Origin of the sequence: Tannerella serpentiformis, from assembly GCF_003033925.1 — a bacterium.
Classification (GTDB): Bacteria; Bacteroidota; Bacteroidia; order Bacteroidales; family Tannerellaceae; genus Tannerella; species Tannerella serpentiformis.
The window spans coordinates 613,786-635,604 of record NZ_CP028365.1; the positions used below are offsets into that span (position 1 = coordinate 613,786).

24 protein-coding genes are annotated in these 21,819 nt (G+C 57.0%); 22 read left to right on the forward strand and 2 right to left on the reverse strand.

Annotated elements, in window-relative coordinates; translation table 11 throughout:
* The first annotated feature begins 13 nt into the window (after positions 1-13).
* The 11 genes from C7123_RS02475 (at position 14) to C7123_RS02525 (ending at position 7,528) form a co-directional block, all read left to right on the forward strand.
* Positions 14-214 (forward strand): hypothetical protein, encoded by a 201-nt coding sequence (locus C7123_RS02475; protein WP_159049806.1) that lies wholly within the window; start codon positions 14-16, stop codon positions 212-214.
* A gap of 39 nt (positions 215-253) precedes the next feature.
* Positions 254-553 (forward strand): hypothetical protein, encoded by a 300-nt coding sequence (locus C7123_RS02480; protein ID WP_159049771.1) that lies wholly within the window; start codon positions 254-256, stop codon positions 551-553.
* A complete protein-coding gene (locus tag C7123_RS12820; RefSeq protein WP_159049770.1) occupies positions 540-716 on the forward strand; it encodes a hypothetical protein in 177 nt (58 codons plus the stop codon). Before C7123_RS02480 ends, C7123_RS12820 begins: the two co-directional genes overlap by 14 nt.
* Positions 717-742: 26 nt before the next feature.
* Complete coding sequence (locus C7123_RS02485; RefSeq protein ID WP_159049769.1) at positions 743-1,030, forward strand: hypothetical protein; 288 nt, start codon at positions 743-745, stop codon at positions 1,028-1,030.
* A 172-nt stretch (positions 1,031-1,202) separates the two neighbouring features.
* On the forward strand, positions 1,203-3,215 hold the full coding sequence (locus C7123_RS02490) for a hypothetical protein (protein ID WP_069175330.1): 2,013 nt from the start codon (positions 1,203-1,205) through the stop codon (positions 3,213-3,215).
* A gap of 328 nt (positions 3,216-3,543) precedes the next feature.
* Positions 3,544-4,431, forward strand: a complete 888-nt coding sequence (locus C7123_RS02500) for an ATP-binding protein (RefSeq protein ID WP_037985084.1) — start codon at positions 3,544-3,546, stop codon at positions 4,429-4,431.
* Positions 4,432-4,436: 5 nt separating this feature from the next.
* Positions 4,437-5,081 (forward strand): ATP-binding protein, encoded by a 645-nt coding sequence (locus tag C7123_RS02505; protein ID WP_069175328.1) that lies wholly within the window; start codon positions 4,437-4,439, stop codon positions 5,079-5,081.
* A gap of 40 nt (positions 5,082-5,121) precedes the next feature.
* Positions 5,122-5,619 (forward strand): hypothetical protein, encoded by a 498-nt coding sequence (locus C7123_RS02510; RefSeq protein ID WP_069175327.1) that lies wholly within the window; start codon positions 5,122-5,124, stop codon positions 5,617-5,619.
* 22 nt (positions 5,620-5,641) lie between these two features.
* Positions 5,642-6,289 carry a DUF3164 family protein gene (locus C7123_RS02515; RefSeq protein ID WP_069175326.1) on the forward strand — a complete coding sequence of 216 codons (648 nt, stop codon included), beginning with the start codon at positions 5,642-5,644 and terminating at the stop codon, positions 6,287-6,289.
* The gene (locus tag C7123_RS02520; RefSeq protein ID WP_069175325.1) at positions 6,286-6,744 is read left to right on the forward strand and encodes an HAD family hydrolase; all 459 of its coding nucleotides are present in this window, start codon (positions 6,286-6,288) and stop codon (positions 6,742-6,744) included. Before C7123_RS02515 ends, C7123_RS02520 begins: the two co-directional genes overlap by 4 nt.
* A gap of 526 nt (positions 6,745-7,270) precedes the next feature.
* Complete coding sequence (locus C7123_RS02525; protein ID WP_107490546.1) at positions 7,271-7,528, forward strand: hypothetical protein; 258 nt, start codon at positions 7,271-7,273, stop codon at positions 7,526-7,528.
* Between the two features lie 54 nt (positions 7,529-7,582).
* Here the strand turns inward: C7123_RS02525 and C7123_RS02530 are convergent, their stop codons facing one another.
* A complete protein-coding gene (locus C7123_RS02530; RefSeq protein ID WP_069175323.1) occupies positions 7,583-9,196 on the reverse strand; it encodes a hypothetical protein in 1,614 nt (537 codons plus the stop codon).
* The gene (locus C7123_RS02535) at positions 9,193-9,783 is read right to left on the reverse strand and encodes a terminase gpP N-terminus-related DNA-binding protein (RefSeq protein ID WP_083206871.1); all 591 of its coding nucleotides are present in this window, start codon (positions 9,781-9,783) and stop codon (positions 9,193-9,195) included. Before C7123_RS02535 ends, C7123_RS02530 begins: the two co-directional genes overlap by 4 nt.
* 62 nt (positions 9,784-9,845) lie before the next feature.
* Between C7123_RS02535 and C7123_RS02540 the strand changes: the two genes are divergently transcribed.
* The 11 genes from C7123_RS02540 to C7123_RS02585 all read left to right on the forward strand — a co-directional run bounded on the left by C7123_RS02540 (position 9,846) and on the right by C7123_RS02585 (position 21,814).
* Entirely contained in the window at positions 9,846-10,844 is a 999-nt protein-coding gene (locus tag C7123_RS02540; protein WP_069175321.1) for an HK97 family phage prohead protease, read from the forward strand.
* 34 nt (positions 10,845-10,878) lie between these two features.
* Positions 10,879-11,739 carry a hypothetical protein gene (locus C7123_RS02545; protein WP_069175320.1) on the forward strand — a complete coding sequence of 287 codons (861 nt, stop codon included), beginning with the start codon at positions 10,879-10,881 and terminating at the stop codon, positions 11,737-11,739.
* Positions 11,740-11,753: 14 nt separating this feature from the next.
* Positions 11,754-12,272, forward strand: coding sequence for a hypothetical protein (locus C7123_RS02550; RefSeq protein WP_069175319.1), 519 nt, complete (start codon positions 11,754-11,756; stop codon positions 12,270-12,272).
* A 10-nt stretch (positions 12,273-12,282) separates the two neighbouring features.
* Complete coding sequence (locus C7123_RS02555; protein WP_159049807.1) at positions 12,283-12,888, forward strand: hypothetical protein; 606 nt, start codon at positions 12,283-12,285, stop codon at positions 12,886-12,888.
* Between the two features lie 39 nt (positions 12,889-12,927).
* The gene (locus C7123_RS02560; RefSeq protein ID WP_069175317.1) at positions 12,928-13,482 is read left to right on the forward strand and encodes a hypothetical protein; all 555 of its coding nucleotides are present in this window, start codon (positions 12,928-12,930) and stop codon (positions 13,480-13,482) included.
* Entirely contained in the window at positions 13,482-13,976 is a 495-nt protein-coding gene (locus C7123_RS02565; protein WP_069175188.1) for a hypothetical protein, read from the forward strand. The genes C7123_RS02560 and C7123_RS02565 overlap by 1 nt, the downstream gene beginning before the upstream one ends.
* A 77-nt stretch (positions 13,977-14,053) precedes the next feature.
* Positions 14,054-14,185 (forward strand): hypothetical protein, encoded by a 132-nt coding sequence (locus C7123_RS13445; protein WP_257791032.1) that lies wholly within the window; start codon positions 14,054-14,056, stop codon positions 14,183-14,185.
* A gap of 55 nt (positions 14,186-14,240) precedes the next feature.
* A complete protein-coding gene (locus C7123_RS02570; protein ID WP_069175316.1) occupies positions 14,241-17,477 on the forward strand; it encodes a hypothetical protein in 3,237 nt (1,078 codons plus the stop codon).
* Positions 17,478-17,491: 14 nt separating this feature from the next.
* Positions 17,492-18,316, forward strand: a complete 825-nt coding sequence (locus C7123_RS02575) for a phage tail family protein (protein WP_069175315.1) — start codon at positions 17,492-17,494, stop codon at positions 18,314-18,316.
* Positions 18,313-21,513 carry a hypothetical protein gene (locus C7123_RS02580; protein ID WP_107490573.1) on the forward strand — a complete coding sequence of 1,067 codons (3,201 nt, stop codon included), beginning with the start codon at positions 18,313-18,315 and terminating at the stop codon, positions 21,511-21,513. The genes C7123_RS02575 and C7123_RS02580 overlap by 4 nt, the downstream gene beginning before the upstream one ends.
* Positions 21,514-21,535: 22 nt before the next feature.
* Complete coding sequence (locus tag C7123_RS02585; protein ID WP_069175313.1) at positions 21,536-21,814, forward strand: hypothetical protein; 279 nt, start codon at positions 21,536-21,538, stop codon at positions 21,812-21,814.
* Positions 21,815-21,819: the final 5 nt, after the last annotated feature.

The window sequence follows — 21,819 nt, forward strand, 5'->3', positions numbered from 1 at the left end:
GAAAAACGACGTGATGGAAACGAAGTATGAATCTGTAATCGGCGAGCTGGGCCAGCGGTTGGAGTTGGCGCAGGCGGACGCGGAACGACTGGAAGAGGAACTGATGGACGAACAGATCGTCCAAGTGGCGCACCCGCTATATGTGGAGTTGCTGCGTGCGCAGGCACGCATCGACGCGCTGAGTGATGCGATAGAATTGATCATTAAGAGCTAAAAACGAAAAGTGAAAAACGAAATGAATACGGATAAGGATATGAGACCAGCGGATGTCTCGGAGGTGAATAGCACGCTGATTCTGCGGGCTGATGAGATAGGAAATGAGCTGCGGAAGTTGGTCAAGGAGAAATCCGAAGATCGTGCGGCGGTGTTGGTTACGATGGATCAGATGGACGGCGAGGAAGAGTCAGAGGCTATGCTGGCGGTGTGCGGCCGGGGCTACATGCTGATAGAGCTGTGCCGGCTGATGTGGAACGATCCGCGGATCGGAGTGGCGCTGCGGGTGTTTTTGATGAGTGAAATCGAGAAAATCAAGCTGAGCGATGAAAACAAGTGATTTGAGGCCCGGCGCGTGCTATTGGTACACGGGTCGGGGGCGGCGCGAAATGCTGCGATACCGATACCGGGAGTTGGATGTCTACTTGTTCGATTCGGACGATGGGCAGTCGGTCAGACTGACGGCCGAACGGGTGGAACGATATATCCAAGGGAGGGCGTAAGTGCAACGAAAAACGAAAAGTGAAAAATGGAAAACGGAAGATACAAGAGCGGGCATTCATCCCTCACGGGATGCCCGGAGGCGTATGCGTGTGCGCCCCTACGCATGTTTTTGGGCGCGCTCAGAATGACAAGCGTGGGGATGTGGCTTCGGTTCGGATGCCTTGGGGTGTTGCTCTCGTGCAGCCCGACGGAAGGATCGGAGACGATGACAGACATTGCCCTGTACCTGGTTGCAGGTGTTATGGTGGGGCTGATTTGGTGGCTCGACCGGGAACGGATGAAACGCATAGCCGACCACTTCGGCGAGGATTAGAAGAATACTTTTTTGCTCGACATAGATGCTTATTTCTTAGAACTGTTTGACGTGAGTCCCCAAGGGGGTGCCTGATCCCTAAGGGGGCGCCGGTTCAGGGTTTTGACGGCCGAAAGTGGCCGCGGGGGTTCGACTCCCCCGAACCGGACATTGAAAGGAGATAAAAAGAACGATGCCCGCTTACGCATATATAGATGGTGTGCCCGCCCTGACGGTGAACGACTGGTGTGAGTCGGGGCTGACGTATCGGCAGTTTTGTTATGACAGACAAAACGGCGATGTATCCATCATCAGCCAACGCAAAGGAGGTGAGACGGTGATCGACGCGCGTTCGATCCGCCGGGCCGACCGGCTGCGGGTGATCGAACGGGTGATGGGGCGTGTGCCGCGTGAGGAACACCGGCCGCTCTACACCGTGGACATGGATCGGGAGGCGGAGGCCTTCTTCGCCGCTTACGAAAAGGCGGACGGCGGGCGCCTCTCGGAAGAGACCGTCCGGCAGCTCACGGCCAAAGCCTCAATCTTCAACGCCCTCCGCGAGGGACTCGCCCGGCAGACGGAACGTCGCGCGGCCAGTGGCTCCAAACTTCGGAAAGGTGCCTACTGGCAGACGATGCTCCGTTGGCACACTGACGAGTGCCGGCGGTCGGCCGAAACGTACGGCGTGGCCGTACCGGAGTACACCAACGCACGCAGCCTCGAGCGCGCCTTCCGCGCCTATGTGGCTGAGGGGTACGCCGCGCTGCTGCCCCGCAACATGGGCAACGACGCGGCGCGGAAGGTGTCCCGCCGGGCTGAAAACCTGATCGTGGCGCTTTGGCGAACGAACGACAAGCCGTTTGCAGCCCGCGTGCACGAGCTCTACATGGAGTTCGCGGCGGGCGATACGGAGCTGTTCGACCGGGAGACGGGCGAAGTGTTCCGCCCCGAGGATTACCGTTACAAAGGCCGCCCGCAGGCGGTGAGCTGCTCGACCATCCGGCGGTACCTGAAAAACGTGGTCAACGAGACGGCTGTCTATGCCGACCGCAACGGCCAGTTCGACTACGCCAACTCGCAACGCCCGAAGCATGTGCGACACAATGGCCGATTTGCCCTCTCCAAAATCTCGATGGACGACGCCGTCCTGTCCCGAAAAAGCACCCGCGGCTGGGTGGCCAAATACCTCTGCGTGGACGTCGTCTCGGGCTACTGGTTCCGCCCGGCCTACACCGTGGGCACGCCCACGCTGGACACCGTGATAGAGGCCTTCCGCAACGTCTTTTGCGAGCTCACGGAGCTGGGTTTGCCCATGCCGGCCGAGCTGGAAGTGGAGCATCACCTGATGCAAAACATCGACTGGCTGCCTGAGGCCTTCCAATTCGTCCGATTCTGTTCGTCGCCCACCGAGAAACGGGCCGAGCACAACATCCGGTCGCTCAAATGGGGCACATCGAAGAAGCAAGGGCACATGCGCGGCCGTTGGTACGGCAAGGCGGAGGCCTTCAAAAGCGTGCGCAACAAGGTGCACGGCGATTTCATCGATCCCACCTTTCAACCGCAAACGATCATTGCCGACGATTTAGCAGACATTGAGTTGCATAATAACGCCTTGCATCCACGGCAGAAAGAGTTCCCCGGGCTGACCCGCCGCGAGGTGCTTTTGAAGCACGCCAACCCGACGCTGCGGCCGATCGCGCCGGAAAGGCTGTATAAACACATCGGCAACGTGACGGAAACGACCATCCGCAACAACGACTACGTGCGGGTAGCCAGTGCCGAGTTCGCCCTTGCGGACTTCGATATGCTCAGCCGCCTTCAGCCGAACGATCGGCGCGTCACGGCCTACTGGCTGCCCCTCGAGGATGGCTCGGTGCCATGTGTCTACCTCTATCAGGGCGATGTCTACATCGGTCAGGCCACGGCGCGGGCGGAGATGGCCTACAACGAATGCGCCGCGGAACGCACTGAGGAAGACGAGGCGCGGATGCTCGTGCAACACAAGCGGGCGGCGCGCTTCGACCGGATGATCCGCGAGCGACGCGAAGAGATTCCCCAGGTGGGTCGGGTGGATCGGGAGACGGCTGAGGCTGTGGCCGCGGCGCCGGTCAAAATCGTCGAGACCCGTCAGCCGATCGGCTACGAGGAAGACGAACTCACGGCCTCGATGGAGGATTGGGCCGCCCGCGCGATCGATCAATTATGAACCAACAAAATAGAAACTACTTAACACGAATAGGACATGTTTCGACAGGATAGCATTGTAGAGAATGAGCAATCTGATAAAGTGGGCAAAACGCCTCAAACGCATTTATCGCCTCGCAGAAAGCATATGGGTCAGCCGGCAATTCAACTAACCAATAGTTTTCCCCTTGCACCTGCCGGCAAGGGCATTTCATCAGCCGGGAAAACGACAAAAGAGCTTTGGTACTCTCGACGAACTGCTTGTCGGGCAGCTCGTCAGGGATCATGCATTCAAGCAAATAATACTCAGTCATAAGCAAGTAAGAATAACGTTAAAAACACGCGAATATATGAGCCTCACGAACGAATACAAAGAGAAAATCCGGGCTGCGCTGGCGGCGCGTCGGGCCAATTTCGACGGCTCGGACGCCCGCTTTGCCGCCACGCTTGGCATAGGCAGCGCGCAATACAGCCGCATCAAGCGGGGCGAGACGGTCGGGGTGCTGGCCGACGAAAAGTGGATCAGCATCGCCCGCCGCTTGGGCGTCGGCCTGACCGATGCGCCGGCATGGCAGACGGCCGAAACGCCCGTCTTCAAATACATCACGGCGCAGCTCGAAATGTGCCAGCAGAACGGCCTCTCGGCCATGCTCTGCGACCTGACCGACATCGGAAAGACCTACACCGCCCGGCAATATGTCAAAACGCACCGCAATGCCGTCTACGTGGATTGCTCGCAGGTCAAAACGCGGCAAAAGCTGCTGCGGGGCATCGCCCGAGAGTTTGGCGTGGGTAGCACGGGGCGGCTGGCGGACGTCTACAACGACCTCGTGTTCTACCTCAAAACGCTCGATCGGCCGCTGGTCATCCTCGACGAGGCGGGCGACCTCAGCTATGAGGCTTTCCTCGAGATCAAAGCCCTATGGAACGCCACGGAGCACTGCTGCGGGTATTACATGATGGGCGCTGACGGTCTCAGCGAAAAGATCCGCCGAGCCATCGACAATAAGAAGGTGGGCTACGCCGAAATCTTCGGCCGCTTTGGCAAGCGCTACGGCAAGGTCGTGCCCACGGCCCGCGAAGAGGCCGAGCGCTTCCTGCAACTGACGGCCGCGATGATCATCAAAGCCAACGCCGGGGCGGATACGGACGTGAACCGCCTGCTGCGCCGCCTGATGGGTGAGGATAACACGCCATCCCTCCGACGGATAAACATCGAACTGTCAAAAAGAGCATAACGACGATGAAGAAGGGACTGACAGCGCGCAATGTGTTGGCCACGAAGTTCAACACGCTCGGGTTTGATGGCGTGTGGCGCGATGCGGTGGGTGATCCCCAGCTGACGGGCAGCTGGATCATTTACGGGGATACGAAAAACGGCAAAACGACCTTCGCGATGATGCTATCCAAGTATCTGACCGCCTTCGGCCGCGTGGCCTACAACAGCGTCGAGGAGGGCAATTCGCGAACGATCCAGATGGCTGTCGACCGCGCTGGAATGCTCGAAGCGGGCGCCCGCTGGATACTGCTCGACCGCGAAAGCAAGGACGAGCTTTGCGAAAGGCTGCGGCGGCAACGCAGTGCGGACATCATCTTTATCGATTCCGTGCAATTCATGGATCTGAAGTTTTCAGAATACAAAGACCTCAAACGACGCTTTCCCACGAAGCTGTTCGTCTACATCAGTCACGTGGACGGCCGTCGCCCCTCGACGCCCACGGCCCTGCGCATCCTGCGCGATGCCAACGTGGCTTTCCGCATCGAAGGGTTCAAAGCCTTCCCCACGAGCCGTTACGGCGGCGGTCGGCCGGTGGTGATCTGGGATAAAGGCGCGGATGAATACTGGGGGCGAGAAAAAGAAGTAGGGGCGGGTAAGGCCGCCCGGTAGTTACGGGCTTCGCCCGGGTAGTTAGAAGAAGTAGAGAATGATGAAAACAATAGATAACGATCACCGGAAGCGGCAACTGCTAAAGCGCTTCCACATGCTGCTAAACAGGGCGCGGATCGATGAGGACGGTAAGCGCGAAATCCTCGCCTCGTATGGCGTAGAGCATTCCTCGGAAATGGATTGCGCGGGGCTGGCCGACGTGTGTAGTAAACTGGCCGTGGCGATGACCCCGCGGGCGTCCGAGGCAGACCGCTGGCGCAAGCGGGTGATGGCCGCCGTGTTCGGCTACTGCCAAGCAATGGACTATGAGGCGGATGTGAATCGGGTAAAGGCCATTGCCTGCCGGGCTGCCGGGGCTACGAACTTCAACCGCATCCCGCTGGAGCGTTTACGCAGCCTTTACAACGCCTTTATGCAGCGTGTAAAAGACATTGAAAAGGTCGGCCGAATGGCGGATACACCCCAGGGCGGCGGGGGCTTCCTCTATGTGATGTTCCCCGACGGACGGAAAGAGATCCCTGGGCGCATAAACAGATAAACACCTAAACGCATAAACAGAAATGACAACAGTAGAAATGACGGCCGAGGAGCGCCAAGAGTTTGAGGCCTACAAACTGGCCAAAGAGAAGAAAGCGGCGGAGGCCAAACGGAAGTCCGATCGCGAAGCCTACACGGAATTGGTGGATGAGACGATCGCGGCCGTAATGCCCGAGCTGACGAATATCAGCGAGGCTATCGCCCAGAAAAAGACGGCCGCGGCGGAGGCCTTCCGCGGGGCATTGGAGATGAAGGCGGAGCTGTTCGGCGTGAAAGACGATCAGCAGTCGCACACGTTCACCAACTCCGAGGGCACGATGCGCATCACCATCGGGCACTACATGCTCGACAATTACCGCGACACGGTGAACGAGGGTATCGCGATGGTCAAAACGTACATCGAATCGCAGGCCCGCGACGATGCCAGCCGCGCGCTGGTCAAGGCCATCCTGCGGCTGCTGTCGCGCGACGAGGCGGGCAATCTGAAGGCCTCCCGCGTGCTACAGCTGCAAAAGATGGCCGAGGAAACGGGCGACGAACGCTTTATAGAGGGCGTGCGCATCATCCAAGAGAGCTACCAACCCACGCCCTCGAAAGACTACATCCGCGCGGCGGTACGTGACGAGTCGGGCGCCTGGGTGCCCATCCCCTTAAGCATGACGGACGTATGATCATCGCAGTAGACTTTGATGGAACGATCCACGACGGCCAGTGGCCGAGGATCGGCGAGGCGATGCCTGGGGCGCGTGAGGCGATCAACGCTCTGCGCGCCGAAGGGCACTATATCATTATCTGGACATGCCGCGAAGGGCGCCAGCAAACGGAGATGGTGAACTGGCTGCTTGAAAAGGGCATCGGCTTCGATCGCATCAATGATCATCAGCCGGATCAGGTGGTGGCCTATGGTAGCGACGCGCGCAAGGTGTATGCGCATTGCTACGTGGATGATAAAAACGTAGGCGGGATGCTCCCGTGGAAAGATATTGCCGCGTGGATCCGAAGCCGGGAAGCGACTTACCAGGGGCGTCTGCGGACGCCGGCGAAGTTTGGCCGGGTACATGCCGGCGAAGTTTGCCGGGCGCATGCCGCTGGGAATAACACATCGGAAACGGACGACGAGGTGTAAAACAGGATGGCAGCGGGGATGATTCATATCGGGGCGGCTGCGGCCGCCTGCGAAGTTTGGCCGGGTACATGAATCCCGCGGGAGTCTTTTGTCTCAAGGGTAGAGACACTGGTACCCGGCAGACTTCGCCGGCGCCCGCAGGCGCCCCACCGAGCCGATAAACGATTCAACGAAGAAGCCCTAAGAGCGGCCGGCAACGCGATTGTCCCGCAAGTGGCTTATGAGATTATACGGGGGATCATAGAGATAGAGCGGGGGGAGCATTTTCCTGACGTCAGGAAAGAAGCAGACAAGGTATAAGAGTAAGATGCTATAAATTTCTTTTGATAGGGGCGGCCGGAGTCCGGGATGGATAGGCCGCCTTTGCTGTATATAGGCAGATGACATTGTGTCTATCTTTTCACCTGCTCTGAATCGTCGCTCTTTCCCTACGCTTTTGCTTTCTTTGCAAAAGCAAGAACAAGCAATCAAGGTAATGGCCGGACAGCATCAGACCAAAGAGACGGAGGGGGTACCCCCGATGTGTATGACACGCGAGGAACGAATCGATGCACGCAACCAGCTGATGGCTGCGCGTTTCTATTATTGGACAGAGGTACGCCGGCGCCGCTTCGATGATGTGATGCACATACTTTCTGAGTCTGAATTTTTCATGTCTGAGCGAACGATCACGGATGTGCTGCGCGATGCGGGCCAGCTCCTATCCGACCTGCATACCCGCCGCGAAACGCCCGCTGCCCTTCGACGTGCCTACCCTTCGTGGAGTTGGGAGGCGGCCGGCTAATGAGCAATTCTTAATTATCCGGATCAACTTCGCCAGCGGCCGTAGCTGTCCCCCTTAATATCTCTTCTTATTCACTGGCCGCGTGCCAATCGACCACGCCGTGGGGGTGATGGCGGCAACCTTACGCTGAGCCACGAAGTAACCCCCTTCCACAGCATCCGGGCCGTCGGCTGGGGCGGGGAGTCCATCATCGAAGAGCTTAAACTGTTCCTCGAGTCGCTGCATGTGGGGATTCTCTTTTTCGGCAATGTTGAAAATCAGATTGCCCGCCCGATTGAGCGGCTCGAGGTTGCCTTCAATTCGGGCGAACTTATCCGGTTTGGCTCGCTCGTCGGGTGCGATAGAGATGATGAATTTCCGTTCGACGGCCTTTTGCAGAAAAAGCGGCTTGAAAACCTGTTCGTAGAAGGGATCCTGTAACTTGTTATTCTCGATGTAGTTGTAGATCGTCGTACGGTCACGGACGTAATCCTTTTGGTAGTAATACCAATTGACGAACTCATCATTGGTGACATGATCGAGGAAGGCCGTAATGACATACAGGCGGCCATCCAAAATACCCAAAAGCACATTCGACTTAAACGATCCGAGCGCTTTCACGCCCTTGCGGTGCGTCGTGCGATTGGAGGGCGCCGGGTCGCCATAACTAATGAGGAAAGGAAACTTATTAAGCGGGGGCACGGCGCCCCATGTGATCTCTTTGAAGTACGTCCCTTCAACCACCGGGTTGTTGAAGCATTCCTTTTGCGCCGAGGCGGCCGACACCTGAGCGAGTACTTCGTCGATCATCGCCTCCGTATTCTTTTCCGGCCAGACCGAAACGCCCTCAGCAAAGTCCCGCTTGGGATCGGGTCGGCGGATGTCTACCATTCGGATATTAATGATGTCCCAATTCCCCAGCGGCTTATTCCGCCCGGCCAGCTCACGGGCACGCGCACCAGCACGGGCAATGCAACAATCACGGGCGATGATGTTGCCACACCAAATAACCAACAGGGGCTCGCTGAAAGAGCGTGTAAAGTAGAGGGCTTGCTCGAACCAGTTCCATTTGTCAGCGATGATTTCAGGATTGCGGCATTCTTCATCCGTGTCGAAATCGTCGGGCAGGATGACGTCTGGGCGCACCTCGTCGAGCTTGAAACCACGGGGCGACTGCCGGGCACCCACGGCAAAGAAGGAAACGCCGCGGGCGGTGATGAAATGTTCCTCCGTCCACTTCGTGCCCCGCTGATTGCCGTAGTAAAAGGCGATTCGTTTGTTGGCCTCGAGCTGCGCCCGGTAGACGCGCAGCAGGCGTTCGGCATTGTCGCTGCTGTTGGAGGTCAAAAGGATGTTCCGCTTGCGGCCAGTAAGCGCTAAATACATCACAACGAACATCACCGTGGTACTCTTTGCCAGCTCACGCGCCCATGAGAGCACCTCGTACCAGTTGCCCTCCGTGGCCTGCCGAATGATGCGGGCGATAGCCTTCTTTTGGAAGCCTGCAAAGTCATATTTGGCGAACCGTGGGAACAGCTCTTTGATCCATTCGAGGGGATGCGCCTCGAGCCATTGGCGGCGCTTTTCGCGTTCGGCCACGGGCATGGCACGATCGATGGCCGTTTCTTCGCGGATGGATTGCAGGTATTGCTCCCATTCCTGTAAAGCCTGTTTGTCCGTCAGCTTCATCGGAGCATCTCTTTAATGTATTGATCGAATAGGGCGCTGACTTCGATGGCCTTTGTGGGATCGAAGGCGCGCAGCCAATTCAGTAAGGCCTGCGATACATTGATCACATCGCGGACGCCGCTACCGGCTTCCATTTCCATAATGTCGCGGCGTAGGTCACGGCGGGCGAGGCGCTCATCTCTGGTAGCAAATCGCTCGCCCTCGGGGCGCCCGTCGATGTTGGCATCGATCTCGCCCAGTTGCTTATACGCGGCCATCAGAGCCTGCTCGCGGCTTTGAGTGAGGGATCGTTTTTCATCTTTCCACCCGTCATCCTTTGCCCATTTCCCAATGGTGTTTTCAGACACGCCGAGCCACCCGGAAATTTCCTTGAACGTCCAATGCTGATAAAAGAATTTGAGCCGTGCCAGCTCACGCTGTTGCTGGCGGGCGGCCTTTGTCCCGCCTTTGGGGGTTTGTTTATCCATCTTACTGCAACTAAGTCTGTTTGTATGTGACAAAATTACAGCCTGTAAGGTCTTCCCCTGAAAAGATCGTGAAATGAAGCGCTGATTTTTACGTGTGAAGCGCAGGATTTTACGTCCCATTTCCGGCCGATTTGTAGGTCGTTCGATGGGCTGACACTTTTGCAGTCGACAACAAGATCACAATGGCTGTAAAGACTTTCATATTACACGATGAGACGGTGAACACGTATGGGATCCGTATGCTGACCGCGGGGGCGAACTTGAATGAGTTCCGCCGTAACCCGGTGATGCTGCTCAATCATAACGACTGGGAGCTGCCCATCGGCCGGTGGGAGAATATCCGCATCGAAGGGACACAGATTCTGGCCGATGCCGTATTCGATGAAACGGATGCCCGCGCCAAAGAGGTAGCCGGGAAAGTGGAACGTGACTTTCTGCGCATGGCCTCTATTTCTGCGTGGGTAGACGAGGCATCGGAGGATCCGGTGTATCGCATGCCGGGACAGACTGGGCCGACCATTGTGCGTTGGACAGCGCGCGAAGCGTCAATTTGCCCCATTGGAGCCAACCACAACGCGCTGGCGCTCTATGACCGTGCCACGGGTGCGCGGGTAGACCTCAATGACCGTGCACAGGTGATCCGCCTATTTGCTGGGAGCCCCAATACCGCAATTTCAAATGATACATATATGACACTGAAGGAACTTTTGAAACTCAATGATGCCGCTGGTGAAGCGGCTGTAACGGAGGCGGTCGAGGCTATCATCCGCAACCGCGACGAGCTGCAAACGGAGACCGTCCGTCTCCGAGATGAAAACAAACAACTGACTGAGCGGCTCGAGTCGATCAATAAGGCAAAGAAAGAAGCGGAACAGGCTGAGGCCGTGCGTCTGGTGGACGGAGCCATACGCGAAGCCCGCATCAATGCAGACGGTCGCGAAGCGTGGCTGAAAGACTTTGAGACGGACTTTGCGCAGGCTTCCGTCCGGCTGGCATCCATCCCCAAGCGCCCGAGCATTGCCGAGCAAGTCGCACCCGCAGGAACGTCCGGCGGCATGGTACAGCTGGCTGACATGTCATTTGCCGACATTCTGAAGGCCGACAGATTGAAAGAGCTGAAAAAGGATCGCGAGCTCTATGTGCAGAAATTCCGTGAAGCCTACGGCCATGATCCGTCCTGAAACAGCATTGCAATAACAATTAAACAGTATAGAAATGGGATTGAATAAAGAGATCTGGATTCCGGAAATCATTGAAAAGTTTTATCCGAGCAACGCCCTGTTGTCCTACTGCAAAAACCTCGACGCGTGGGTGGATAACAACGCACTGAATCTGCAAGAGGCCGGCGTCGATCCGAAGGTTTACATGGATAATACCGTGTGGCCGATTCCGGTAGTTACCCGCACGGATGTGCCTCACCAGCTACCCTTGCACCGCTTCGACACGGAAAACACGGTTTACCGCGATGCCATTGAGGTGGAAGAATCATCGGAGAAACGTCAAAGTGTCATCGAGGGGCACAAGAAGGCGCTGCTGAAGCAATTTACTGCACAAGCCGCCTACAACTGGGCGCCGCAGAAAGATACCCCGACGACTCCCGTGACGATCGCCAGTGGAACGGCTACCAACAAGCGGGGATATAAGATGCTGACCTTCGAGGACATCCTCGAAATGGAGCTTCGATTCAACGAGCTGGAGGTGCCCGAGGATGAGCGCATTTTGGCGTTGAACCACGTGCATGCCTCGGATTTGATGCTGCAAGACCTCAAAGCGTACAAAAACATCTGGAATGAGAATCGCCTGTTTTCATTCCGCGTTGTGCGTTGCTCACTGACGCCGGGATACCTCAATACGACGCACGAGAAGAAGGCGTGGGGCGCAGCGGCCACTACGGGCGATGTGCCTGCCTCACTGGCCTACCACGAGGATTCCGTAGGTCGTTGTCAGGGTGATTTTGACATGTATTCCGCGCTCAAAGACCCGCAACACCGCGGCGACATCATCGGCTTCAACATGCGCGGCATGGCGCTGCCGATCACGGGTAAATACATCGGCGCACTGCTTTCTGCTAAATAAGTGTAGAAGTGGCGATGTACAGAAATGAGACCACGGGGCGGCGGTACACGTTCGTTGCCCCGGACAGTTTAGACGGGCCGGATGTGGTCATGGTACCTTTCCCGGCCGCGGCGCTGCGCCGGCCTACGGCGGACGGCATCATCGGTCACGATTGCAATCCTTGCATCGTACCAGTGACTGCCAATGATCCCAAGGCCGAGCTGCGCGCCTTCCCGCAGGGTATTCAGCCGGCCTCCATGCTGATCGTGGAAAACGAGACCGATAAACCGGTGACCGTTTCGGGCATTCCGTGCTACCCCGGAGATACGGTGATGATGTACACCGGTGGCGCGGATAGGTACGTCCGTCTGGGCGGCTCGACCCCGTGGGTGAACCCCACGGAAGCGGCGCCAAAGCCGGAAGAATCCGCGGCGGTGGAACCTTCCGAGGCTACGAAGGCGCCCGAGACGGTGAAACCTTCCGAGGCCGCAAAGGAGGAACCATCCACGGAAGCAAAGGCCCCAAAGGCCGACCCCACAAAAACGAATAAGTAACCCTGCCAAGGTGTTTCCCCTCACTTTTTTGTTCGTTCCGAGGCTGCGCGCACTGGCCGACCTCTCTCCCGACCGTGCGCGCGCCTTCTTTCGGCGCCTATGGCTTACGGCGGTGGCTGCCCTCACACTCTTTGCGACGACCGGTTGCCGCCTGTTGCGCATGCCGTACACGGAGCGAGAGATGACGCAAAGGGAAGTCGTCGAGACGGTGCGCGATACGCTCGTGGTCATCGAACCCGACTCGGCCTTGATCCGTGCTTACCTGGAATGCCAGTCGGGCAGGGTGGCGCTCTCGCGGCTGATCGCCGTGCCCGGCGCGCGCATCGTGCCGAATGTGACGCTGACGGACGTCCTGACCGATACGGGCTACCGTGGTGCCCTGCTCGATGTGCAATGCCACGAAGACAGCCTCCGCCGGGTGATCGCCCTGCGCGACCGCACGATCCGCGAGCTGACCGACCGTGTACGCACGGAGTATGTCACCGTGGAGCGCCCCTTCCGGTGGCATCACCGGGCGCTGATGGGCGGCGGATACGCCTTCCTGGCCCTCGTGCTCGGCATGGCCGCGTGGCTCATCGTGCGGCTCTACATCAGAGGTCGCGGGGGTATCCCCTAATTATTACAACCAACAACCATTAACAATTAAAGAAAGAACATGGCATTAGGAAAGAAAATCCGATCTGTCGGACTGAGCGCCATCCTGTTCGGCGACGTGACAGACGGCGGCGCTAAGATGCCGGAAGAGATGAAGCAGCTGGCCCGCACCCTGAAGGGCACGGCCACCTTTACCACCGAACAGGATCAGACACAAGAGTTCTTTTGCGAGGAAGAGCCGGATGCCCCGGTGGAATCCGTGATCTCGGAAAAGGGATTGAAGAACCTCACGTTTAACATTCTCGAATGGGATAACGCAGTGCTGCAAACCCTGTTTGGTGGCAAAGAGGTAGATGGCAAAATCAAGGATCTGTCTGGCACGGAGCGTAACGTGAAAAAGTTCATCCCCCCGAAGGACTACGTGGAAGTGGAAAAGGCGCTTCGTGTGCTTACGCCTTACAAGGTGGGCTTCGACATTCCCCGCGCAAAGATCCTCGCCCGCTTCCAGTGGAACCTGACCCGTACGGAGATCGCGCAGATCGAAGTTACGGGGCGCTGCATGGCTCCCGATGGGGACGATAGCGGTACCTACGAGGTATTCAGCTGGACGGCATAATGGAAGAGACGGAAAACAAGCGGGCGGTGGAAATCGACGTCGCCGATGCGCTGTTGGATACGGGGCTGCTGGTCAAGGTGCCGGCGCCCCGCCCACTGCGCATGTTGGGGATAAAGGTGTTCCCGATGCGCTTTCGGCGCCCCGTCTATGCCCAGCTGCTGCGCATTAGTCGGATGTATGTGCGTATGCACGTCGACCTCGAAACGCTCGAAACGGGCGAGGCCGCCGCAGTGCTCACCTCAGCGGCCAAAAACGGCGTCCGTGCCAGTCGGCTGATCGCCCTCGGGCTGATCCGTTCGGGGCTGATGAGTGCGCTGTTTCATCGTGCCGTGGCGGCCTACCTACGCCGACGGATGGATGCCCAAACGATGGCAGAGCTGGCCAAAGTGATCGTCCTGCTGAGTGGCGCGGGCCATTTTACGACTATTATCAGATCGATTGCTCATCTACAGGTGACGACTCCGAATCTGAGCCGGGAAGCGACGGGGAGTTAAGGGACGAAGGCCCCCATAGCCCTTTCGGCGCACTGTTCCAGATCGCCTCGCAAGGCGTTTGGACGTGGCGCGAACTGATGTATAAAGTGCCGTGGAGCGTTGTGCTGGCGGCCATCAATGACCAACCCAAATACGGAAAGAAGAAACCGGCTGACGAGGGCGAAATCACCTCCGAAGCTGAAGCCAAAAAGTTTTTCAATCTGGCTTAAAACGGCGGGACAGCCTCCGCCCCCATAACCCACCAACAACTAACGAGAAAAGGCCGTGGCCGACGAAAAAACGATATACGTAACATTCGAGTTTCAGGGCAATCTGGATAAGGATGTCGACGGCGTGACGAACAGTCTCGACCGATTAGAGATAGAGGCCTCCAAAGTCCTAAAAAAGATGGCTGAGGGGAGCAATCTCGTGTCGCGGGGCTTTCGTGTACAGGCCGATGCCATCAATAAGCTGCCTGGGCCACTGAATACAGCCGCCTCGGGAGTGGGATCCCTCTCTAAAGCCTTTGGGGCTCTCAAAGCCTCTGGGATTGTTTTTCTCCTCGACGCCATCGTCGTTGCCCTGCGATCCTTGGTGATGTGGTTCAACTCGTCTGTTGAGGGACAGATGGAGTTTGCCCGTACCTCTGGCTATCTTTCTGGTGTGATGGGGCAGCTTAGGGAATCGCTCATTAAGCTCGGCGAAACGATCTATAACGCCGTCCGTGATCCGATAAAGGCTGTAAACGATGTGTGTGGAGCCATTTTGTCGAATCTCGCCAACCGCTTATTGGCTTTGGGGGATATGTTCAAAGGGCTGAGCAAGATCATTTTCTCGGGCTTTACGGAGGGTTTTGACGAGCTTAGTGCAGGTTTTTCAAAATTCTACTGGGGAATAGATCGTGCCAATGAGCGCGTGTCTGATTATCTCACGTCTATACATGAAGCAGCCAAAAAAACGGCTGAGTTGGGTGTAGCTGGGGAAAAGCTGTCGCGTGACCGTAGCGAATGGCGGGTGGAAGAAGCGGAAAAAGAGGCCAAAGCGGAAAAGCTGCGCGAGCAGATGGAAAGCGCCAAAGGCAAAAGGCGGATCCAATTAGCCAACGAATACAAGGCCGTCGTCAATGAGATTTATGACGAGCGGAAGCGACAACTTACTGAGGAACTGCGCATACAGGAAGGCCAAAACAAACTAACGACGAACAGTCTGGAAGACATCGACAAGGTGAACCAGCTGAAGGCCTCTCTGATCAAATTGGACACGGATCGGGAAAAGGAACTGGGCGCTATAGACAAGGCGGCGCGTTCCGGCTCCGGAAGAGGGAACAAGGATGCAGAAAAGGCACTTCGCGAACAGCAGGAGCGGCTCAAACTGCAAAAGGCCTACCAGCGGGAATGGGAGAATAACCAACTCGAGTTCGCCCAAAAGCAGATCGACCTGCTGAATGACAGCTACTACAAACAACGCCAGCAGGCCGAACTGAATAAGAAGAAGGAACTGGCTGCCATCAAACAGCAGGAGGAGGATATGCTGAAGGCCAAACGAGAGGCCTATGGCAAAAATGCCACCCTATCGAAGGAAGAAACGACCTACTTCAAAAACCTCGTCGATCTGGCCGAAAAGTCTTATAAGAAGTCCGCGGCTGAGATTGATGAAGCCGTCAACGGCGCATTCAAGGAAGGGCGCTTGCGCTTTGCCGATGAGCTGGCCGTGCAGCTGGATGACATCGAAAACTACTACAAAGAGCGGCTGCGGATGGCGGAAAACAATGAGAAACTGATCGCCGAACTCACCGTTGCCAAAGAGAAAGAGATCATGCTGGCCAAAAATAGCTATACCGCGGAGATGCTCAATTATGACATTGAGATCACCCGTAAGCAGATGGCCAATGCGGAATCTTTCTATCGCTGGGAAGCGGATCGTCGCAAAAAGCAACTCGAGGAAGAGCGCCGGGTGCAAAAGGAACGTATCCGGCTGATGGAAGAGCGATACAAGCTCGCCCCGACGGACAAGCTGGCTAAGGAAATCGCCCTTGCCCGCGAGGAACTCGAAGCCCTGAATAAGGAACTCGGACGTATCCCGACGCAAAAGCTGTCCGAGGTGCTCGGCGCCTTCGGGCAGATGGCCGCGGCGCTGGGCGGACTGAGCGGCAGCGTGGGTCAGGCCTTCGCGGCAATCGGTTCGAGCCTCGCCGCCGCCAGTGAGATGCTTTCCCGCGACATGGATACGACACGGGGCAAGGTGGGCGCCATCAGCACGGCCATCTCGGGCACAGCCACGCTGATCAATATGATCACCGCGGCGGCCGAAAAACGCCGCGCCGTGGAAAAAGAGTTCTACAAAAACGCCATCGCCTTTGCCCATGAATATGCCCTGTCGCTGAATGAGCAATTGCGCCTGCAAAGCAAGTCGGGCGCCTTTGTGCGCAACTACGCCGGTGAGATCAAAGACAGCTTCAAAGCGCTGAATAAGGCAATGGATGGTTACTCCGATGCCATCGGCAAGCTGCATAAGGGGCAGGCCAACGTCGACCTGCGCAACGTAGTCGACGGCAACAACGTAGTCAAAGGGGCGGCCACGGGGGCACTGGCCGGCGCGGCCGTGGGCTCGATCATTCCGGGCATAGGAACGGCCATCGGCGCCGTGGTGGGGACGATCGGCGGACTGCTTGCGGGCATATTCAGCAAGAAAAAAAACAAGGTCACGGATGATCTGATGAAGGTTTTCCCGGGGCTTGTGGACGAGGCCGGCAACCTGAATAAAGAGCTGGCGAAAACACTGATCAACACCGATCAGGTAGACGATAAGACGAAGCAGCTGCTTCAAAACGCCCTCGATTGGCAGGATGCCGTCAAAAAGGCGGAGGAAAGCCTCGGCGAGATCGCCACAAGCCTGGCCGGCGACATTGGTAACAACCTGCGCAACGCCATCGTGGGAGCGTGGAAGGCGGGCGAGGATGCCAGTAAGGCCATGTTTGCCACGGCGTCCGACTCGCTCGAGGACTTTATCACGCAACTACTGTATTCGGCCATCTTTTCGGACGTGTTCGAGGATTTCAAGAAGAACCTTGTCGAATCGCTGAAGCCCGGCGGCGATCAGGATGTACTCGACGACTTCGATAAGCTGATGGAAGAGATGACCAAGCGCGACGACCGATACATCGAGCTGCTGAATAAGGTCAAAAAGCGCGCGAAGGAGCGCGGCTACACCAAGTTCGGCGAGAAAGATGATAAGGCGAAGGACGGCCGCACGGGCACAACGAAGAGTATCCAAAGCATTACGCAGGACACGGCTACGGCCATCGAGGGCCGTCTGACGGCGCTGCTGATCTATCAAGACGCCATCAAACTGTCCGTAGGGGGGATCAATCAGACCCTTGTGGCGGGTGTGGCCATACTGACAGAGATACGAGATAACACATCGCACTGCCGGCGCCTCGAGCAGATCGAAAGCGGTATCGGCAGCATGAAACGCGAACTGGAAACAATCAATTCCCGCGGGGTGACCCTGCGAACAGCATAACGGATAAGACGGAAATGAAAGCGAATATCTACATCGATGGCGTGGACGCCCGGGCGGCCTTTGGCGTGTGGGTGGTACGGGGCGGATACAACGACCTGCTGGCCTACCCGGCTATGAAAGAGCCGGCTGCCAATGATTGGCCGGAACACGACGGGCTCGAGGTGGATCTGAAGGCGCCCAAGCTGCAACCCCTTACGGTGGGCATCGACTGCGTGGCCTCCGGTCCCAAGGCCGACGTCCGCGGGTTTGTGGCGGCGTTAGCTGTGCCGGGCTATCGGTCTATCCTTTTCCCCTCCCTCGGGCGAACATTCCGCCTGCGCCTGACCAACTTCGACGAGCTGCGCGATTACGGGCCGCTGCAATCATTCCGCCCGCTGTTCGAGCTCGACGAACCTGAGCGCACTGACGCGGCCGTCTGGCAATCGCCGGGCACGCACGTCATCCGTTCGGCCTACACCCTCGACGGCATCAATCTGGCCGATTTCGGTGTGTTCGTTCAAAAAGGGCGTGACAGCCTACTGCGCCCGGCTGAGGTAAAACAGAATCTCACCCGGGAGATCGCCACCCGCGACGGCCGCATCTACGACACTGGCATCGTGCGTTTCAATGCCAAAGAAATAGCGTTGAAATGCTGCTTAAAAGCCGTTTCAACGGCGGCCATGTGGAGCTGCCGCGACGCCCTGTTCGGCCGACTTACGGCGCCGGGTGAGCACACATTGAACTACCGGGGAAAGGATTACCCCGTGTTTTATCGCGAATGTACGGGCACGCGGCTTATCGCCCTCCGGCCCGGTTTCATCCTGTATGAGTTTGAACTGAATTTGACGGTGATCCGATGAAAATCTACGATAAAAAGGATGCGCTGATCCTCGATGTCGAGCCGGACGACGGCAGCTACCTCGAGGATCGGATCCATCAGACAAAGCTGCTGACGCTCTACTATTCCCTGCCTGAATATGTGGAGATCCCGGAAGGGGCCTACACCGATTTCCGAGGTACGCGCTACCGGCTGGAAAGCGCGCAAAAATTCATCTGCCACGGCGACCGCAACTTCGAATACACCGTGACGATGGAAGGCCCAGAGGCTGCCCTGCGTAAGTACAAAGTGCGCGACACGACGATTCAAAACCTGCTGAAGTTTGCCTACACGGCCAAACCGCGGGCACACTTGGAGCTGATCGTGAAGGCACTTAATCGCAGGGATAGCGGCTGGACGGTGGGCGGCTGCATTGAGGCGACGGAAAAGACGCTTTCATACAGCCACACCTCCTGCGCCGATGCCCTGCAAATGCTGGCCGATGAGTTCAAAACGGAATGGGAGATCCGGGGCAAAGCCATCTACCTGCGCCGCGTGGAATACAACAAAGCCAACCCGCTGCGCCTGCGTTACGGGCGAGATTGCGGGCTGAAGCCGGGCGTGTCGCGTGACAATTTCGGGGCAAAGAAGCCTTGCGAGATCCTGCTTGTACAGGGCGGGCGGAAGAATATCGACGCCTCGACCTATGGCAGTGTGGAACTGTTGCTTCCAAAGTCGCAAACGATCGCTTTCGATGGGACGAAGTTCGCCGATGAAGCGGGCTTCAACGCCGCCACGGCGCGCAGCTACAAAACGGATGCGACAGGTACGGAGATCACCCGTGCCGACCGGCCGCTCCTGACCTTTGTCGAGGATAGCATCGACCTGTCGCAGATCTACCCCAAGCGCGTGGGCACGGTCTCGTCCGTCGAGATGATCGCCGGTAAAGATGGCCATGTGAATTACGACATCATCGACAGTTCCATCCCTGAGGCCCTCGACTACAATAAGGCGCTGATCGCGGGGCAGACGATGAAAGTCATTTTCCAAAGTGGAAACCTCACCGGCCGGGAGTTCGATCTGAAATATAAGCACGACGGGCGCCGCTTCGAGCTCGTGCAAACTACGTACGACGGCATCGCCATGCCCGGCGGCACGGTCTACATCCCCAAGGTGGGTGACACCTACGCCGTATTCGGTTGCTCGCTGCCCGACGCTTATGTGTGTGACAATGCCACACGGACGGGCGCTTCGTGGGAGATGTTCCGGGAGGCCGTGCGGGTGAAATATGAAAACGAAGTAGAGCGATACACCTTTTCCGCCGAGCTGGATGAGCTGTATGCCGACCGTCACTGGATAGAGATCGGCAGCCGCGTCGTCAAAGGTGGATTCGTGTTGCTCGAGTCAGATAAGTACGCCCCCACGGATGGCCTGCTGATCCGCATCACTGGGGTACGCACGCCGGTGAACACCCCGCGCCGCCCCCAGTTCGAGCTCTCGAATGTGGCATCGCCGGGCAGCGTGTCGGGGCAGCTGGGTAAGATCGATCGCAACGAGGTAACAACGGAAGAGGGCTTCCGGCAGCTGCGTCACGAGACGGCGCGCACCTATGAGCATGCCAAAGAGGCGCAGGATATGCTGGAAAAGGCGTTGGACAATTTTTCGGCTGGCGTCAATCCCATCTGGGTGCGCACGATGTCCGTATTGGTGGGCAACGAGTATCAGCAATTCATGTTCGTCGACAACCGGACGGAGACGCAGCGCGAAATCATCCCGCTGTTCGAGATGAATAATGAGACGAAGGTGTTCACGGCTCCGGCTGCCATCCTGAAGCATATGACGATGGGCATCAATAAGACCTCATCAGCACACAAAGCGACGGATTATAAGTATTGGGACGTGGTGGGCTACACCTCGCCCTTCCTTGGAGGTGAAAAGTCGGCCTTTTACCTCGTGGCCAAATGCGCCAAAGGGGGCACGTCGGGCGAGTTCCTGTTGCAAGAGACATACAAGTATGACCCGGGCGATGGCTTTTATTACTTCCTCGTGGGGCTGCTTTCGTCTGAATCGGGCGGGGAACGCAGCTTTGCCACGGCCTATGGCTACACGGAAATCCTGCCCGGGCAAATGCGCATCCGCAACATCATCAGCCCCGACGGCCGGACGTATTTCAACGTGGCCGAGGGGGTGATCGGCGGGAATATTCGCATTGAATCGGGCTCCGTGGGATACAGCAACCTGACGGACAAACCGGATCTCTCGATCTATGAGACCCGTTCGGAGTTCAAGGTCTTTGCCGATCAGATCCGTGGTGAGGTGGGGCGTATCAATGTCACGGCCGGGGGAACAAAGGATCAGCTCGCGGCGCTGCAAACGTGGTCGCAAAATCAGGTGAACAGCCTGCTGAATCGGCAAGCAACGTCCGAGGATAAGATCTTCCGACTGCAAACGGCGGGCTTTATAACCACCGCACAAGGCAATGCACTATACGCCTCCGCGCAGCTGGCTAATGGCGACACGATCGCCTCGTACATCACCCAAAGCCCGACGGCGATTAATATGATCTCGAAGAATATCAATATGGATGCCGTCGTCTCCTTTGGTTCGTATAAAGACGGTCTAAAGACTACAAGAGACTTGGCCGACAGTGCACACACCCGTTTAGACGCGGAGGAAAGGTTTACGTCCAATCTGCAAAAACAAGTCAATTCCGGCGACATTGACCTTAACCGCGTGAAGTATGGCAACCGCACCATCATTGACAAAGGCAAGATCATTACCTCGCTACTTGACGCGGACTTGATTCTATCGAAGGCTGCGAAGATTGGAGGATTTGTTATAGAAGACAAAAACATCTCATCAGCTGGAACATCTTGGGCGTCCGTCAAAAATAGCTTTAACCATCAAATGTCTATGTCTCCGACTGGAGGCATTAGAATAGCAACAGCTTTAGAAAACAATAAGATGAACATGGAACTCAGCGGCTTCGGTCTAAAAGGAGAATTTAATCCAACCTATGGAAGCAGTTCAAATACAAGTCTGAACGGTCGAGAGTTGAGCATCCAGAGCGGAGGGGGGGGGATCGAACTCCGAGTTGGGAGATTGGACTCTGATTGGCATAGTTACGCTCAAATAAGAATGGATCTACCGCATAAGAACCACACCACTCAGCCCATAGGAGGGAATGACTACCATGTAGTTGTATGGGACTCCAAGACGAGGCTGCTATGCTGGCAATAACAACAATCAAACAATAGACAATATGAAAAGAATAGATTTCAGTAGGATCAAATTAGAAGTAGAGCCGGGGCGCTTCGAGGTGCTCGACCAGCGGCGGGCGTTCGGCAATGCCATCTATGGGCGTTCGTTAACGCTCGAGCTCGACACGCTGGCGCGCAAGGTTTACAACGCTCCCGAGGGGGAGGAAACAGAGTTTTCTGACGATGAGTTTGCACTGCTTATTCAGACCCTCACCGGGCAATTTATTCACTCAGTTATCCGCGACGTCAAAGCGGCGGCCGTGGACGTGAAAGGGGAATAATAGAA

Bases quoted from the DNA above. Each gene is read 5' to 3' on its own strand.
- C7123_RS02475 (WP_159049806.1), top strand. From the start codon at position 14: ATGGAAACGAAGTATGAATCTGTAATCGGCGAGCTGGGCCAGCGGTTG.
- C7123_RS02480 (WP_159049771.1), top strand. From the start codon at position 254: ATGAGACCAGCGGATGTCTCGGAGGTGAATAGCACGCTGATTCTGCGG.
- C7123_RS12820 (WP_159049770.1), top strand. From the start codon at position 540: ATGAAAACAAGTGATTTGAGGCCCGGCGCGTGCTATTGGTACACGGGT.
- C7123_RS02485 (WP_159049769.1), top strand. From the start codon at position 743: ATGGAAAACGGAAGATACAAGAGCGGGCATTCATCCCTCACGGGATGC.
- C7123_RS02490 (WP_069175330.1), top strand. From the start codon at position 1,203: ATGCCCGCTTACGCATATATAGATGGTGTGCCCGCCCTGACGGTGAAC.
- C7123_RS02500 (WP_037985084.1), top strand. From the start codon at position 3,544: ATGAGCCTCACGAACGAATACAAAGAGAAAATCCGGGCTGCGCTGGCG.
- C7123_RS02505 (WP_069175328.1), top strand. From the start codon at position 4,437: ATGAAGAAGGGACTGACAGCGCGCAATGTGTTGGCCACGAAGTTCAAC.
- C7123_RS02510 (WP_069175327.1), top strand. From the start codon at position 5,122: ATGAAAACAATAGATAACGATCACCGGAAGCGGCAACTGCTAAAGCGC.
- C7123_RS02515 (WP_069175326.1), top strand. From the start codon at position 5,642: ATGACAACAGTAGAAATGACGGCCGAGGAGCGCCAAGAGTTTGAGGCC.
- C7123_RS02520 (WP_069175325.1), top strand. From the start codon at position 6,286: ATGATCATCGCAGTAGACTTTGATGGAACGATCCACGACGGCCAGTGG.
- C7123_RS02525 (WP_107490546.1), top strand. From the start codon at position 7,271: ATGACACGCGAGGAACGAATCGATGCACGCAACCAGCTGATGGCTGCG.
- C7123_RS02530 (WP_069175323.1), bottom strand. From the start codon at position 9,196: ATGAAGCTGACGGACAAACAGGCTTTACAGGAATGGGAGCAATACCTG.
- C7123_RS02535 (WP_083206871.1), bottom strand. From the start codon at position 9,783: ATGGGACGTAAAATCCTGCGCTTCACACGTAAAAATCAGCGCTTCATT.
- C7123_RS02540 (WP_069175321.1), top strand. From the start codon at position 9,846: ATGGCTGTAAAGACTTTCATATTACACGATGAGACGGTGAACACGTAT.
- C7123_RS02545 (WP_069175320.1), top strand. From the start codon at position 10,879: ATGGGATTGAATAAAGAGATCTGGATTCCGGAAATCATTGAAAAGTTT.
- C7123_RS02550 (WP_069175319.1), top strand. From the start codon at position 11,754: ATGTACAGAAATGAGACCACGGGGCGGCGGTACACGTTCGTTGCCCCG.
- C7123_RS02560 (WP_069175317.1), top strand. From the start codon at position 12,928: ATGGCATTAGGAAAGAAAATCCGATCTGTCGGACTGAGCGCCATCCTG.
- C7123_RS02565 (WP_069175188.1), top strand. From the start codon at position 13,482: ATGGAAGAGACGGAAAACAAGCGGGCGGTGGAAATCGACGTCGCCGAT.
- C7123_RS13445 (WP_257791032.1), top strand. From the start codon at position 14,054: ATGTATAAAGTGCCGTGGAGCGTTGTGCTGGCGGCCATCAATGACCAA.
- C7123_RS02575 (WP_069175315.1), top strand. From the start codon at position 17,492: ATGAAAGCGAATATCTACATCGATGGCGTGGACGCCCGGGCGGCCTTT.
- C7123_RS02580 (WP_107490573.1), top strand. From the start codon at position 18,313: ATGAAAATCTACGATAAAAAGGATGCGCTGATCCTCGATGTCGAGCCG.
- C7123_RS02585 (WP_069175313.1), top strand. From the start codon at position 21,536: ATGAAAAGAATAGATTTCAGTAGGATCAAATTAGAAGTAGAGCCGGGG.